A 15,479-nucleotide genomic window follows, 5' to 3' on the forward strand; every position below is an offset into this window, starting at 1 on the left:
CGCATAGGGGGTGACAGCTGACCTCATTTGCCTCAGGAGCAAATTAAAGGAGTAATTAAGCCGCTTGTTGACCGCCAAGGATGCTCAGAATCTCTTCCACATCGTTGGTGCTGGTTAGCTTCTCAATTGCTTCCGGCTCATCGAGCGCGTTCGTTATGGTGGTGATTACCTGGATGTGCTCATCGTTCTTAGCGGCAATGCCGATAACCAGTTTCGCGACATCGTCGTCATCTTCAGTAAATTGGATACCCGATGGGTATTGGCAGATTACAATTCCAGTTTTCTTCACGCGGTCTTTCGCTTCCACGGTACCGTGAGGTACTGCGATAGATTCGCCTAGGTAAGTTGGAACCAACGCTTCACGTTCAAACATCGCGTCTACGTATTCTGGTTCTGCGTAGCCAAGTTCAACCAATTTGTTGCCTGCAAAGCGAATGGCTTCTTCTTTGTTGGCTGCTTTCAAACCTAGGTGAATGTTCTCACGCTGGATTTGGAAAACCGATGGTTGCTGTGGCTCAAAGCAGTCGTCGTTCGCCGCCATGACTGACACTTTCACCATTTGGTCGTCATTGGCTGCGGATTGGTTTTGTGCTGCCAGTAACTTGGTGACTAGCTGGTTGTACATTTCGCTGTCTAGGAAGTTAGTCAATGAAATGTGGTGTGCGTTTGGAGCATGCTTACGTGCACGACCCGTTAAGTCTTTATGAGTAATCACGATATCTGCACTCTCTGGTAAGCTGTTAATGGCAAGGTTAGTTACGTGGATGTTCAGACCTGCGTCTTGAACCTTTTTGCGTAGCATGCTCGCGCCCATTGCACTCGAGCCCATGCCCGCATCACAAGCGACAATGATGCTTTGTACTGTCGCTAGGTCTACGTCACCTTTGCTTTGGCTGTTTACCACCGCATCGTTTTTAGATGCAGATTTCATGTCTTTCATTTGTGATGTTGCTTTTTCTAGTGCTACTTCATCACCGTCTTCTTCTGTTGACGTTTGTGTCTTCATTAGCAGTGCTGCTACGGCGAATGACACACCTGTTGCGGCTGCGATAGACGCTAGAACACCAACGATTGAACCTTTCTGAGTCATCAACAAGATTGCGAAGATTGAGCCTGGTGATGCTGGAGAAACGATACCTGCGTTAAACATAGTTAGAACGAATACGCCCGTCATACCACCTGCGATAGCCGCAAGGATTAGGCGAGGGTTCATTAGGATGTAAGGGAAGTAAATCTCGTGGATACCGCCGAAGAAGTGGATGATGGATGCACCACCTGCCGTTTGACGAGCCGTACCTTTACCAAACACCATGTAAGCCAGCAGAATACCTAGACCAGGACCTGGGTTCGCTTCGATCAAGAAGAAGATCGATTGACCAGTTTCAGACGCTTGCTGAATACCCAGTGGAGAGAAGATGCCGTGGTTGATCGCGTTGTTTAGGAACAGGATCTTCGCTGGCTCAACAAAAATAGAAGTCAGTGGCAGAAGGTGCGCTGAAACAAGGAAGTTTACGCCTGCTGCCAATGCGCCTGAAAGCACTTTGACAAATGGACCGATAAGGAAGAAAGCCAAAATGGCGCACAGCATACCAATGATGCCCGCAGAGAAGTTGTTCACCAACATCTCGAAGCCGCTTTTTACTTTACCGTCGATGTAGTTATCGAATTTTTTGATTGCCCAGCCGCCCATTGGGCCGACCATCATTGCACCCATAAACATTGGGATGTCGGTACCGACAATCACACCCATGGTAGTGATTGCACCAACGACCGCGCCGCGATCGCCGCCCACTAATTTACCACCGGTGTAACCGATCAGTAGTGGCAGCAAGTAAGTGATCATAGGACCAACCATGGAAGCTAACGTCTCATTTGGTAGCCATCCGGTTGGGATAAATAGAGCAGTGATAAAGCCCCACGCGATAAACGCGCCGATGTTAGGCATTACCATGTTTGACAGAAAACGACCAAAATTTTGTATCTTGATCTTGGCATCTGGTGATATCATAACAATTCCCCGTTCGATGTTCTGATGAATATGTTGTCGTAAACGGTTCGCCAAAACCGCTTGTTTGATTGCTTAGTACCCAATCAATTTACCACACATTTTCCAATTGGAACTGACGACGGGTTTTTCGTGATCAACCCCCGCATTTCTTCGGATGAAAAGCATTTTTTAAGTGATGATGATCAATTAATTGATATGTAACTTAATAACAAAAAATGACTTTCAAATCTGTCAATAAAAATATTAGTGATCAATTCGATCTTCTGACAAATATAAAATCAAAATTCATTGTGATTAAGATCACCTTTAATTTCTTTTTCAATTCAAATTAAATACTCGAAATGATCAATATCACATTTTGTTTGACGTCAGGTTTGATTAAAAATGTGATATATGACCATTTTGAAGTTTTGTGAAAGTTTATAACGTGAACGTTTGTGCGATGTTGGCGTTTTGTGGATTAAAGCTTGAGATGACTGGCCTTTTTGCGATGAGTTTAACTAAACACTTTGTTTTTAATGTCTTATGGGTAAATAACGCATCACGCTGCTCGCGTTGTGTTGTTTAGAGCGATTTTGAGCAGCGCGATACCTCCGACGACGGTTAATGGTTCAGAGCTAAATACTCGCGCGCGTTTCCACTGCCCATGTAACGTGCAAGCGTTTTCTCAGGCACATCGCGTAAATCCACCATAATCAATCCATCCAGTGCGTTGTTAAACGCCGGATCGACGTTAAAACACACCAACTTACCATTCAAACTCAAATATTGGCGCAGTAATACCGGAACGCCTTTGCCTTCGTCAATTCGAGCGATCACGCGAGATAGCAACTGTACATCTCCCAATGCGGTTAGCATGCTGGTATTCCAGTTTAAGTTGGTTTCTGGCAGTGGGTTTGACGGAGTGACGTATTCGGCGCAGTCGTTGTCGTAGTGGTGTAGGGTCATCGATTGTGCCAGCAACTGACGCGCGGTATGGCTGTATTCGTTGCTGATGCTCACTGGGCCAAACAAGTGCGTGTATTCGGGATGTTGATGGACAAAAGTCGCTATGCCTTTCCAGAGTAAGAGTAGGGCACTCATGCTTTTTTGATATTGCTCGGCAATCACAGAACGACCCATTTCAATCGACTTGCCCATTTGATCGAGAAAGCCTTGGTCATAGTTGAACAAGGTGCGCGAATACAATCCTTCTACGCCATATTTCGCCAATAATTGATCAACTAATCCAAGACGGTAAGCTCCTACCATGCATTGGTTCTCACGATCCCACACAAACAGGTGCAGGTAATCATGATCAAAATGATCGATGTCTATCGCTTGTCCGGTCCCTTCGCCAACTTGACGGAAATTATGTTCTCGCAAGCGGCCAATTTCATGCAGGAGAGATGGGATCTGCTGCGCACTGGCGCAATATACGTCGAACTCGCCATTTTGAAGCAATTGAGTTTCTGCCGGTAAGCTGTGCAGCTCTTCAAGCAATTGGCCTATGGGTAACCCTGCCGCAATAGGTAAGAGATCATTGTCTGAGACCGTTTGTTGAGTGGCACTTACATCGCGGTTAAGCAGGTAGGTGTTAAGCCTCAGATAATTGACAATCTGATCATCGTTGAGGTTATTGAGTTCTTTAAACTTGATTGCTTGCCCAAAGGACAACTCAATGGTTTTTGCGCTCTTGTTGAGCAGCTCTCTTCCCAACATAAAGGTGCGTAAAAGAGGGTGGATTTTACCTGCCATGTAAAAGCGTTTTGAGTTCTGCCCACGAATGAAGACGGGAACAGTGGCGGCTTTGTTCTTACGAATTAACGCACTGACACTGCGGCTCCATTCTTTGTCTTCTAAACGCTGTTGTTTGGCATCCACTAACTGCGACACTTCACCCGCAGGGAAAACCAATAACAAGCCGCCATTCGCAAGGTGTTTGTTGGCTGCTCTGAGGGCCTTCATATTCGATTTGACGGCGTCTTTGCCTTCGAATACGTCGACACCAATAAAAAGTTGGTCGAGCTCTGGTACGGTTTTTAGGTACTGATTCGCTAAAATTTGGATATCGTCTCGTATCATCAATAGTAGCTCGGCGAGAATCACGCCTTCAACACAACCGAGAGGGTGATTCGCCACAATGACGGTTGCGCCTTGCTTTGGCACTGCGTCGAGCGAACCATGGGTAATGCGATAGTCGATCCCCAAAATATCCAGCGTAAATCGCAAGAAAGTTTTGGTATCCGCATTCACGGGGCGTTGGGCGTAGAATTTATCGAGCTGACTTAAACCCGTAGCCCATTCTGCAACGTTTTCACCAATGCCAAACGGCGTTTTACGAGGGAGACGAAAAGGAGTCGAACTATCCATATTTACCTCAGCGTACAAGTGGCTGATCGGATAGTAGAAATTACAGATGACAGTTCAGAGGCAAATCCATGAGCCTTTGGTGACAAACTGGTGAAGCTTTGTTGACCAAAGGCGAAGAGGATAGGACAGCTTTAGCGTTATGTTTTGTCGCCAGCAAACATCAGGATACTCAGAGAGTTGAGCGTTTCACTGAGACTTTCTAGTGAGCTCAAGACCTGTTTGGTCGGCTCATTATCTAGCAGAATTCGACCATCAAAGCGTTTCCCTTCGCATTGATCTTCATCGCATATACCCGCTTGGGGGGCTTGTGTTGAGTTGTCATCCATTACTAAGTCGTCAGTACTCAAACAAGCCGTTGAGACAAATAATCCGCTCAGAACTACCAGCCATTTTATTTTCAACATAATCTTAAAAACCACAATAAAACACTGTTCAATTGTAATTTATTCTATTCACCATTTCGAACGACATGACAAAAACTTGGCTTTAGGTCGCCATTTTCTGGCCATAGTTGAGCTATGTTATCGATACGACGAATTGTTACTTTTGGCGAAATTAGGAGGATGAATGGAGAAGATTTCCAATAAAGCGTCAATATGGCTCGGGCTGTGTCTGATAATTGGTTTAGGAGTATTGGGCTTTTTTATTCAGCAAACGGCAGTCAAATACAAAGCCTATGAACGAGTGGTAACGGTGAAGGGATTGTCTGAACGAGAGTACTCTGCCGATACAGTGATCTGGCCAATTCAGTTCACCTTAGCGAGTAATGATATGGGGGCTATGTTTGATGACATCGATCAGCAAACGCGTTTGATTCTGGATTTCTTAAGTGCCAAAGGGCTCCCTGAAACGAGCGTTTCCCTTTCTTCTCCTGCTGTCATTGACCGAAAAGCACAGCAATACGGGAGTGAGCAAGATATCGAGTTTCGTTATTTAGCCTCGCGGACCGTTACGGTTTATAGTCAAAGTGTCGATGTGGTTCGAGCGGCAATTAATGAGATTGGTGAGCTAGGAAAACAAGGCGTACTGCTGAATCAGGACCCGTACGCGAACCGCATTGAGTACAGCTTTACTAAGCTGAATGATGTAAAGCCAGACATGATTGAAGAGGCGACCAAAAACGCCCGAGAAGTGGCGCAAAAGTTTGCCAAAGACTCACAGAGTTCACTGGGTAAGATCAAACGTGCCACGCAAGGGCAGTTCTCGATTTATGACCGAGATAGCAACACGCCTTACATTAAGAAAGTACGAGTGGTCTCAACCGTTCAGTATTACTTATCGGATTAAAATAATAGTCAAAAAGCCGCTCATCGTGTGAGCGGCTTTCGATAAGATGAGAGCTATAGGATAGGATTAATATCTTGCTCTGTATGCTCACCTTCGACCACATCAACAGGTGTGTAATGTTGATAAATCAGGAAGCCATCTTCTGATGTTTCATGATTATCTGGTGTATCAACATACGCGGTACAGGTGTACCCAATACTGTAGGTGCCTGGGCCAATGTAACCAAACTCGTAGCTGTAGGTTGTATTACCTTCTTCGTCTTGCGACTCATTCACGTTAGCTACTGCAACTGGCGCTTGGAGTGGTTCCATCGTGCCCATATCGCCCATGGTTGAGCGATCCATCGAACCTGCGTAAAGATAGACTGAGTGAACGGCAGGAACGTCATTTATTGCATTTGATGCTGCACTGTCTGCTTCACACGCTTGATACTGAATTTCGCTGACTTCACCACCGATATGACCTGATTCTGATGCGTTTACTAAGCTTATCGCATTAGAGTTCATGTTCATGTAATCTTTGCCCGTTGGATCTGCCAGACCTTTGCGTAAGTCAAACTCGACAACATAGCTATTATGACCAGTATGAACTTTTACATATTGACCTTTTTGCGAAAACTTCAAGCGACCTTGCTCGCTCGTATCTGGTTTAAAACCAAAACAACTGCCTCGGCTAGGCACAACTAAGCCTTTGATGTTGCCGTCTGTCTTCTCTACGTATGACAGCGTTGTATCGTTTAATTGTTTGCCGTCTTTAGCGTACACACACATAGCATAATCACCAGGAGCGATGTCCTGTTCGTGAATGATCGTTTTAGCGTTACTTCCCTGATATTCCATTAGATCAACTTGGTGTAGTGCTCCATTGTCACTAGCATCTAACAGAATGTGTTCTCCAGTTTGCTCGCCAGTTTCAGGGTCAAATGGTACAAGGACAACATCTTGAAACGCTAAGACGACTTTGTTGGCATCGTCGACAGGAGCATCGGAAACGCTGAGAGAAAAAGTGGCTGCTTCTGTATCGGATGAAGAGTCGTCGCTACCACAGCCCGTCAATAAAAGACCGCCTGAGATGGCCAGTAAAGGGTAGGTATATTTTTTCATTATGACCTCTTGTTTACACTGCTGATAAATGTAAAAGGCTAGTCTCAAAGTCGAGAAATGGTGTCATTGTATTGTGATAGAGAGGTCAATCTTCAATGGCGCTATATACAAGTCCTTTTTTATAAAACTAAGTTCTTAACTGTGATGAGGGGAGTTTGATGATAGTCAAGCTGGCTTCGTTCTTATGAGCGTAAGTTAGTATGACTTACTGCTAGAAGGAATTAGTATCATGGCATACAAGCACTTTATTAGAGAACTACTGGGTTTAGCGATTGTTGTCTCTGTCGTCTTTGGCGTTTTAGGTGTGATGTTAGAGCTCTTTGCACTGACGGCACTCTGGGAGCATCAGCAAGCGATAGCCGATGTATTCTTCCATGAATCTCTCTACTTTGTCGTATTTTTAATCCCACCATACTTCCTTTGGAAGTTGATTAACCGTCCTGAATTGGTTTCTGCGGACCAAGCTTATTTAGCAATGAGATTAGAGGCTGAAAGTCGACAATAAGCCGATTGAGTGAGGAGTGAAAAGAAGAGGCTATGAGAAACATCAGCCTCTTTTCTATCTGATTAGTGAGCAAAGTATTCGTTGCTTTATTGATTAAAAAGCCGCTTCTATTGTGCCTTTGAACGTACGATCGAGATAATCACGAATTGCTTGAGATTGGTAAATAGAAACGAATTTTTTATACGCTTCATTATTTTTGTCTGCGTCACGAGTAGCGATGACCATGACGGCCAGTGGTGCGTCTTTTGCTTCAAGATAGATACTTTGTTTCTTCGGGTCTAAACCAGAAGACATTACGTAGTTCATTGTGATCGCAGCCGCGTCTACATCATCCAATGTTCGTGGTAACTGTGCGGCATCTACCTCGACAAATTCAAACGACTTTGCATTTTTTGTAATATCAGTTAGGGCGGCTTTGTGGCCAACACCTTGTTTAAGCTCAATTAAACCTGCATTGGCGAGTAGCAATAGACCGCGACCACCATTAGTTGGATCGTTTGGAATTGCTATGCGTGCATTGTTTGGAAGCTCTTGCAATGAGCGATACTTGTTAGAATAAAGTCCCATGCGCATCAGAATGGATTGACCAATCGACACTAATTGGGCGTCATGACTATTGTTGAAGTTGTCTAAAAATGGTTGGTGCTGATAGCTGTTAATGTCGATGCTACCATCGCTAAGCGCGGCATTGGGTGTCACGTAATCAGAAAACTCGATGACTTCTACATTCAAGCCTTGCTTCGCTGCTTCCTTCGCTACTGCTTCAACTACTTGAGCATGAGGCCCTACGGTTGATCCCACTTTAATGACAGAGTCATCTTTTTCTCCACAAGCACTTAAGCCAACTACTGCCGTGAGGACCAAAGCTAGTTTCTTTAGGTGACGAATACTTTTCATTGTAACTCCATTTTTATTTTAGACGTCCATACGTTTACATGTCCATCCTATCAGAAGTCGAAAAAGGGTCAATGGTTTAAATAGCGAGCAGACATTTTGTTTCCACGACTATATAGAAAGCTTGGTAATTAAGCGAAAAGAAAGAGAGGGTAGAATCGAGGAAGATGATAAGTTTGAAGTTGTTGACGATATGAGCAACGAATTACTACACCCACAACTGTACCCAAAGTCAGCAGACACAAAAAAGGCGTAGTAGGTACTAACCTGCTACGCCTTTCGAAATTTGGTGGCCCCTCGCAGACTTGAACTGCGGACCAATCGATTATGAGTCGACTGCTCTAACCACTGAGCTAAGGGGCCTTAATAGGACAACGATTATAGGGGAAGCGTTGCAAGGTGTCTAGATACCAACTAGGGCAATTGCGCTTAGTTTTTATCCACTTAGCACAGTCGATAATAAAAAAGGTGACCTAAAGTCACCTTTTTTTGATTTCTAAAGCTTATATGCGCTGCGTTTATTCGTCTAGGAAGCTGCGCAGAGTCTCTGAGCGGCTTGGGTGACGAAGTTTACGTAGTGCTTTTGCTTCGATCTGACGGATACGTTCACGAGTAACGTCGAACTGCTTACCAACTTCTTCTAGAGTATGGTCAGTGTTCATGTCGATACCAAAGCGCATACGAAGTACTTTCGCTTCACGTGGTGTTAGACCTGCAAGCACGTCTTTTGTTGCCACTTTAAGGCTAGTTGCAGTTGCAGAATCTAGCGGAAGTTCTAGCGTTGTATCTTCGATAAAATCACCTAGATGCGAATCTTCGTCGTCACCGATTGGTGTCTCCATTGAGATAGGCTCTTTAGCGATTTTCAGAACTTTGCGAATCTTGTCTTCTGGCATCTGCATGCGCTCAGCTAACTCTTCCGGTAGTGGCTCACGACCCATCTCTTGCAGCATTTGACGAGAGATACGGTTTAGCTTGTTGATCGTTTCGATCATGTGTACCGGAATACGAATCGTACGAGCTTGGTCTGCGATTGAACGAGTGATTGCCTGACGGATCCACCACGTTGCGTAAGTCGAGAACTTGTAACCACGGCGGTATTCGAACTTATCTACCGCTTTCATCAGACCGATGTTACCTTCTTGGATGAGATCCAAGAACTGTAGGCCACGGTTGGTGTATTTCTTCGCGATAGAAATTACAAGACGCAAGTTCGCTTCAACCATCTCTTTCTTCGCACGGCGAGCTTTTGCTTCACCGATAGACATACGACGGCTGATGTCTTTAATGTTCTGTACGTTTAGAGAAGTCTCTTCTTCAATCATTTTTAGCTTAGCGATTGAACGACGGATTTCTTCTTCGTTACGTTTGATCTTTTCAGCGTATGGCTTGTCTGAAGCAAGAACTTCATCCAACCAAGCTTCACTTGATTCATTACCAGTGAACAGTGCGATGAATGATTTCTTCGGCATTTTGCCGTATTCAACCACAGACTTCATGATCAGGCGTTCTTGAGTACGAACGCGATCCATAGCAGTACGCAGTTCATTCACTAGGTGATCAAACTGTTTAGGCGTTAGACGAAACTCGCGGAATACGTCTAGCATCATTTCATTAGCAACGGTTGCTTTCGGGCTGTTATAGCCGTACTCGTTGATTGCTAATTGAAGATTTTGATAGGTGCTGCGTAGTTGGTTGAATTTCTCTAGCGCTAACTCTGGATCGATACCTACATCTTCTTCAGAATCATCTGAATCGTCATCGCTATCTTCGTCGTCATCAACGTCTTCATCGTCTTCTTCTTCTAACTGAGATTCAGTCAGTTCAGAACCGATGTGTGTTGCCGTTGGTGCAGCGGTGTCGTCAGCATCTGGGTCTACAAAACCTGAAATAAGGTCAGTAAGACGCAGTTCTTCAGCTTGAACTTTGTCAAATTGCTCAAGAATGTACGGAATCGTACCTGGGTATTCAGCAACAGACGATTGAACTTGGTTAATACCTTCTTCAATACGTTTTGCGATGTCGATTTCGCCTTCGCGAGTTAGAAGTTCGACAGTACCCATTTCACGCATGTACATACGTACAGGGTCTGTGGTACGACCAATCTCACTCTCTACGCTAGACAGTGCAGCGGCTGCAGCTTCGGCTGCATCTTCATCGGTAATATTTGTGTCATCGTTCAGTGCTAAATCATCAGCATCAGGAGCAGTTTCTACTACCTTAATGCCCATGTCGTTGATCATCTGAATGATGTCTTCTACCTGTTCTGAATCTACGATTTCAGCAGGTAGGTGGTCATTTACTTCGGCGTAGGTCAGATAGCCTTGTTCCTTGCCTTTAATAACAAGTGACTTTAGCTGTGACTGCGGATTGTGATCCATAGACGGTATCCAACTTCGTAATCTGGTGAAGGAATCAGTATGCGAAATGCAAACCACTTACTATAACAAATTAAATCGTTGCTGACTAATTAAACAGGGTTACGCTTTTAAATCTAGCATAAGTGCTAGCAGCTCCCTTTTCTCTTCGGCTGATAAACCGACACTTCTTGCTTTGGCCTGCAGGTTTTCAATTTGTTTTTCTACGCACTGGGCAATAATTTTATCCAGTGAGTCTAAAAATATTTCTTCTTGGTTGTCCTCATCGAGTGGAATGTCCCAACTCGCGAGACGAGACAGAAGGGTCTCATTTTGGCTGTTTCGCCAATGCTCTAATAATTGGCCTGTGTTGATATGGGGATGCGCTTGGCATTTATCAAGTACATCAACAAATAAACTTAGACCAGGAATGGGTAAATCTCTAACACTAGTTAGATCTGGCACCATACTTACGTATTGTGGGTTTTGAATCAGTAACGCGATCACTTCTCGCATCGGCGTTCGCTTGATTTCTTTATGAGGTTGAGGCCTTTTATCCTCTTTACCTTGTTTTGAAATTAGCTGCTGTAGTTGGCGTTCATCAACCAAACCCAAACGGCGGCCAAGCAGTTCTCTCAAGTATAGTCTTAAAGTGCCGCCAGGGACTTTGTCGATGAGAGGAACAGCAAGGGTACTCAGCTTTGCCATGCCTTCTTTCGTGCTCATATCGACTTGCTGAGTCAATGAGCTGAACATGAATTCAGACAAGGGCATCGCATTAGACACTTGTTGTTCAAATGCTTGTTTTCCGTTTTGTCGGATATAAGAGTCGGGATCTTCTCCATCCGGCAAAAACATGAATTTTAACTGGCGACCATCAGTTAGGTAAGGCAATGCATTTTCCATGGCACGCCACGCTGCTTCACGGCCTGCGCGGTCACCGTCGTAACAACATACGACAGTGCTTGTTTGCCTGAATAATACTTGCAAGTGATCGCCCGTTGTAGAGGTACCCAATGAGGCAACGGAATAATCTACGCCATATTGAGCAAGCGCGACAACATCCATATAGCCTTCAACCACTAAAATTTGTGGTGGCTCACGGTACGCTTGTAGTACTTCATAAAGGCCATACAATTCTTTACCTTTATGAAATATCGGGGTTTCGGGTGAGTTGAGATATTTCGGTGTCCCATCACCTAATACTCGACCACCAAAGCCTATTACTCGGCCGCGTCTGTCTCGAATAGGAAACATCACTCGACCACGGAATCGGTCGTAGCGGTTGCCTTTATCGTTTTCGATCAACATGCCGCCTGTGACGAGCATGTCTTGGTTTTCTTTATTCTGGCCAAAGTTCTTACGAACTAAATCCCATTCATCAGCCACATAGCCGATGCCAAACTTCTGGACGATTTCACCAGACAGGCCGCGATCTTTTAGATACTCAATCGCCACTTTACTTGCTGGCTGCTTGAGTTGGTTACGATAAAATTGAGCAATGCTGCCCATTAAGTCGTATAGATTACGTTTTTCACTGCTGCTTGCTTGTGGGCCTGACTGGAACGAACCATTACCGCCGCTACGTTGTTCGCGAGGAACATCTAAGCCCAAGTATGAAGCGAGTTCTTCAATGGCTTCGACGAATTCTAGCCGGTCGAATTCCATCAAAAAGTCGATGGCATTTCCGTGCGCACCACAACCAAAACAATGGTAGAACTGCTTTTCTTGACTGACGCTGAATGACGGCGTCTTTTCGTTGTGGAATGGGCAGCATGCGCCGTAGTTTTTGCCTTTTTTCTTAAGTTTCACACGTGCGTCGATGATATCGACAATATCAAGTCGAGCTAGAAGGTCATCGATAAAACTGCGAGGGATGTGTCCAGCCATAAAACCTAACAAAAAAAGAAGATGATGAGTGGAGTGAATGCTTTAAAAGAATAAGCGTGTTGCTCACTTATTTCATTCCATTCATCCAGATACAAACAAGCCGTGCGTTCCAAAGGATAGCACGGCTTGCTGCAATTGGGTGGGGTATCTTAAGCCAGTTTAGCGCGAACTAAACCGCTTACTTTACCCATATCTGCGCGCCCTTGAATTTGCGGTTTCAGAACGCCCATTACTTTGCCCATGTCTTGCATGCCAGCTGCGCCAGATTCAGCAATCGCGTTCTCGATGAGAGCCGCTACTTCTTCGTCTGTCAGTGGTTGAGGCATAAAGTCCTCAAGAACGGTAATTTCTGCTTGTTCCGCATCAGCAAGATCTTGACGACCCGCTGCTTCATACTGCGCTACAGAGTCGCGACGTTGTTTAACCATTTTGGTCAATACTGCAAGAATGTCGTCATCGTTCAGAGTAATCTGCTCGTCAACTTCACGTTGCTTGATTGCTGATAGGGCTAAACGAATAGTACCAAGGCGCAATTTGTCCTTGGCTTTCATCGCTAATTTTTGCTCTTCTTTGAGTTGATCAATCAGAGCCATAACTAAATTCCTTTTGGAGCTCAGTTATTAGTACAGGCGAACGCGACGAGCGTTTTCGCGAGCTAGCTTCTTAGCGTGACGCTTTTGAGCTGCTGCTTTAGCGCGTTTGCGAACTGTAGTTGGTTTTTCGTAGTGCTCACGACGACGCACTTCAGAAAGGATACCTGCTTTTTCGCAAGAGCGCTTGAAACGACGTAGAGCAACGTCGAACGGTTCGTTTTCACGTACTTTAACTACTGGCATATGCCTTTCACCTCAGGGGTTATTCGTTAACGCTGGCATTCAACAGACCAAATCACAATTGTTTGGTCTCTTACCAGCTTGATCAAAAATGGTGCGGAATTTTAATCCGATCACAACTACTTTGTAAAGCCTTTTGTCGATTATTGTCTGTACAAAATTTGTTTGCAGCACCAAGGCGAGGTAATATGACGCCCAAATTTCCTCTATACAGAAAGCATACTGAGAAAACCATGCGCATTATCGGTATTGAAACCTCTTGTGACGAGACTGGCATCGCGATTTATGACGATGAAAAAGGTCTGCTGTCACACAAGCTTTACAGCCAAGTAAAACTGCACGCAGATTACGGTGGTGTGGTGCCTGAGTTGGCTTCACGTGATCATGTAAAGAAAACCATTCCTCTTATTAAAGAAGCACTAAAAGAAGCGAACTTAACTTCGAAAGACATTGATGGTGTCGCGTACACCGCGGGGCCGGGTCTTGTTGGTGCACTATTAGTGGGCGCTACTATTGGTCGCAGTATTGCTTATGCTTGGGGAGTGCCTGCGGTACCTGTTCATCATATGGAAGGTCACCTGTTGGCTCCAATGCTGGAAGATAACCCACCGCCATTCCCGTTTGTGGCAGTGTTGGTGTCGGGTGGTCACTCGATGATGGTCGAAGTGAGAGGCATCGGTGAGTACAAAATTTTGGGTGAGTCAATTGATGATGCGGCGGGCGAAGCGTTTGATAAAACAGCGAAGCTAATGGGTTTGGATTACCCAGGCGGCCCGCTGTTGTCTAAACTGGCAGAAAAAGGCACGCCGGGTCGTTTTAAGTTCCCGCGCCCAATGACTGATCGCCCTGGCTTGGATATGAGTTTCTCTGGCCTGAAAACCTTTACAGCAAATACGATTGCTGCGAATGGCGATGACGAGCAAACTCGCGCAGACATCGCTCTGGCATTTGAAGAAGCCGTGTGTGCAACATTGGCGATTAAATGTAAACGCGCGCTTGAGCAAACAGGTATGAAGCGTATTGTTATTGCTGGTGGTGTGAGTGCTAACCGTCGTTTACGTGCAGAGTTAGAGAAGCTAGCGAAGAAAGTTGGCGGTGAGGTTTACTACCCACGAACTGAGTTCTGTACGGATAATGGTGCGATGATCGCTTACGCTGGTATGCAGCGTTTGAAGAATGGCGAAGTGGCCGATATGTCGGTAGAGGCTCGCCCACGTTGGCCGATTGACCAACTGACGCCAGTCGCTTAATCAAACTTATGCGGTAGGTTTGAAATAGATTCACTACGATAAAGGTCTCTGCTCATCAGAGGCCTTTATTTTTAGCTATTCAATGAAAAGCTTCGTTTACACTCTGACTGATGCGAGCAGTTCGGTATCGTTTCAGTGATAGGATGGTGCGGAAGAATAAGAAATGGATATAACAATGAATAAGTTTGAAATTGAAGGTCAGCAACTTGCTTACCTTGATAAAGGTGATGGTCCAGTATTACTGTTTGGTCACAGTTATTTGTGGGATAGCCAAATGTGGGCGCCACAAATTGAAGTTTTAAGCCAGTCATATCGTTGTATTGTGCCAGATTTGTGGGCACATGGTGAGTCAGAAGCAGCCCCTACATCGACACAGTCATTAGTTGATTATGCACAACATATGTTGGCGTTGATGGATCATTTGGACATTGAAGAGTTTTCTGTGGTGGGCTTATCTGTTGGCGGCATGTGGGGAGCGGAACTGACGGCTCAAGCACCGCAACGTGTGAAATCACTGGTATTGATGGATACCTTCATTGGCTGGGAGCCAGAAGTTACGTATAAAAAGTACTTTGCAATGCTTGATACCATCAGCCAAGTCCAAGCGGTGCCTGCGCCAATTATTGAAGCTGTCGTGCCATTGTTTTTTGCTAATAACGCTGAGCAGGTGAATCCTGAGTTGGTCGCTGCATTCAAACGCAGTTTAGAAAGCCTGAGTGGTGAGCGTGCGGTTGAAGTGGCTCGCATTGGTCGCATGGTGTTTGGTCGCCGTGATGTGATTGAAGATTCGGAAAAATTCGCTCTGCCGACGTTAATTGCGGTGGGCTGTGAAGATAAGCCTCGCCCGGTTTTCGAATCGTATTTAATGAAAGACTGTATCACGGGCAGTGAGTTGGTAGAAATTCCGCAAGCGGGACACATCAGTTGTTTAGAACAGCCGGAATTCGTCAACCAAATGTTGTTGAACTTCCTGAATCGAGTTCATGCATAACCAATGCAT

Annotated in this window: 13 protein-coding genes and 1 tRNA gene; 4 read left to right on the forward strand and 10 right to left on the reverse strand. The window is 45.1% G+C overall.

Going from position 1 to position 15,479, the window contains the following annotated elements; genetic code table 11:
* Positions 1–55: 55 nt before the first annotated feature.
* The 3 genes from NDJ01_RS09245 to NDJ01_RS09255 all read right to left on the reverse strand — a co-directional run bounded on the left by NDJ01_RS09245 (position 56) and on the right by NDJ01_RS09255 (position 4,764).
* Positions 56–2,008, reverse strand: a complete 1,953-nt coding sequence (locus NDJ01_RS09245; RefSeq protein WP_258586610.1) for a PTS mannitol transporter subunit IICBA — start codon at positions 2,006–2,008, stop codon at positions 56–58.
* Positions 2,009–2,611: 603 nt separating this feature from the next.
* Positions 2,612–4,360, reverse strand: a complete 1,749-nt coding sequence (locus NDJ01_RS09250; RefSeq protein ID WP_258586611.1) for a lysophospholipid acyltransferase family protein — start codon at positions 4,358–4,360, stop codon at positions 2,612–2,614.
* A 137-nt stretch (positions 4,361–4,497) separates the two neighbouring features.
* Positions 4,498–4,764 carry a hypothetical protein gene (locus NDJ01_RS09255; protein WP_256956001.1) on the reverse strand — a complete coding sequence of 89 codons (267 nt, stop codon included), beginning with the start codon at positions 4,762–4,764 and terminating at the stop codon, positions 4,498–4,500.
* A 163-nt stretch (positions 4,765–4,927) separates the two neighbouring features.
* On the opposite strand from NDJ01_RS09255, the gene NDJ01_RS09260 reads away from it, so the two are divergent.
* The gene (locus NDJ01_RS09260) at positions 4,928–5,647 is read left to right on the forward strand and encodes an SIMPL domain-containing protein (RefSeq protein WP_005392213.1); all 720 of its coding nucleotides are present in this window, start codon (positions 4,928–4,930) and stop codon (positions 5,645–5,647) included.
* 53 nt (positions 5,648–5,700) lie between these two features.
* Here NDJ01_RS09260 and NDJ01_RS09265 read toward each other — a convergent pair whose 3' ends face one another.
* The gene (locus NDJ01_RS09265) at positions 5,701–6,750 is read right to left on the reverse strand and encodes a DUF4382 domain-containing protein (RefSeq protein WP_258586612.1); all 1,050 of its coding nucleotides are present in this window, start codon (positions 6,748–6,750) and stop codon (positions 5,701–5,703) included.
* 229 nt (positions 6,751–6,979) lie between these two features.
* On the opposite strand from NDJ01_RS09265, the gene NDJ01_RS09270 reads away from it, so the two are divergent.
* On the forward strand, positions 6,980–7,255 hold the full coding sequence (locus NDJ01_RS09270; RefSeq protein WP_048626615.1) for a hypothetical protein: 276 nt from the start codon (positions 6,980–6,982) through the stop codon (positions 7,253–7,255).
* Positions 7,256–7,348: 93 nt separating this feature from the next.
* On the opposite strand, the gene NDJ01_RS09275 is transcribed toward NDJ01_RS09270, so the two are convergent.
* From NDJ01_RS09275 to rpsU, 6 genes are all read right to left on the reverse strand, one after another.
* The gene (locus NDJ01_RS09275) at positions 7,349–8,152 is read right to left on the reverse strand and encodes a MetQ/NlpA family ABC transporter substrate-binding protein (protein WP_258586613.1); all 804 of its coding nucleotides are present in this window, start codon (positions 8,150–8,152) and stop codon (positions 7,349–7,351) included.
* A gap of 284 nt (positions 8,153–8,436) precedes the next feature.
* Positions 8,437–8,512, reverse strand: a tRNA-Ile gene (locus NDJ01_RS09280).
* Between the two features lie 155 nt (positions 8,513–8,667).
* Complete coding sequence (gene rpoD / locus NDJ01_RS09285; RefSeq protein WP_005395986.1) at positions 8,668–10,530, reverse strand: RNA polymerase sigma factor RpoD; 1,863 nt, start codon at positions 10,528–10,530, stop codon at positions 8,668–8,670.
* 99 nt (positions 10,531–10,629) lie between these two features.
* A complete protein-coding gene (dnaG, locus tag NDJ01_RS09290) occupies positions 10,630–12,396 on the reverse strand; it encodes a DNA primase (RefSeq protein WP_005379719.1) in 1,767 nt (588 codons plus the stop codon).
* A 149-nt stretch (positions 12,397–12,545) separates the two neighbouring features.
* Entirely contained in the window at positions 12,546–12,989 is a 444-nt protein-coding gene (locus tag NDJ01_RS09295; protein WP_005395984.1) for a GatB/YqeY domain-containing protein, read from the reverse strand.
* A 27-nt stretch (positions 12,990–13,016) separates the two neighbouring features.
* Positions 13,017–13,232, reverse strand: coding sequence for a 30S ribosomal protein S21 (gene rpsU, locus NDJ01_RS09300; RefSeq protein ID WP_001145625.1), 216 nt, complete (start codon positions 13,230–13,232; stop codon positions 13,017–13,019).
* A 230-nt stretch (positions 13,233–13,462) separates the two neighbouring features.
* On the opposite strand from rpsU, the gene tsaD reads away from it, so the two are divergent.
* Together tsaD and NDJ01_RS09310 are read left to right on the forward strand one after the other, a co-directional pair.
* On the forward strand, positions 13,463–14,479 hold the full coding sequence (gene tsaD / locus NDJ01_RS09305; RefSeq protein ID WP_046874179.1) for a tRNA (adenosine(37)-N6)-threonylcarbamoyltransferase complex transferase subunit TsaD: 1,017 nt from the start codon (positions 13,463–13,465) through the stop codon (positions 14,477–14,479).
* Between the two features lie 175 nt (positions 14,480–14,654).
* Complete coding sequence (locus tag NDJ01_RS09310; protein WP_047009057.1) at positions 14,655–15,470, forward strand: alpha/beta fold hydrolase; 816 nt, start codon at positions 14,655–14,657, stop codon at positions 15,468–15,470.
* Positions 15,471–15,479: the final 9 nt, after the last annotated feature.

Source organism: Vibrio sp. HS-50-1, assembly GCF_024747315.1.
Lineage (GTDB): Bacteria > Pseudomonadota > Gammaproteobacteria > Enterobacterales > Vibrionaceae > Vibrio > Vibrio diabolicus.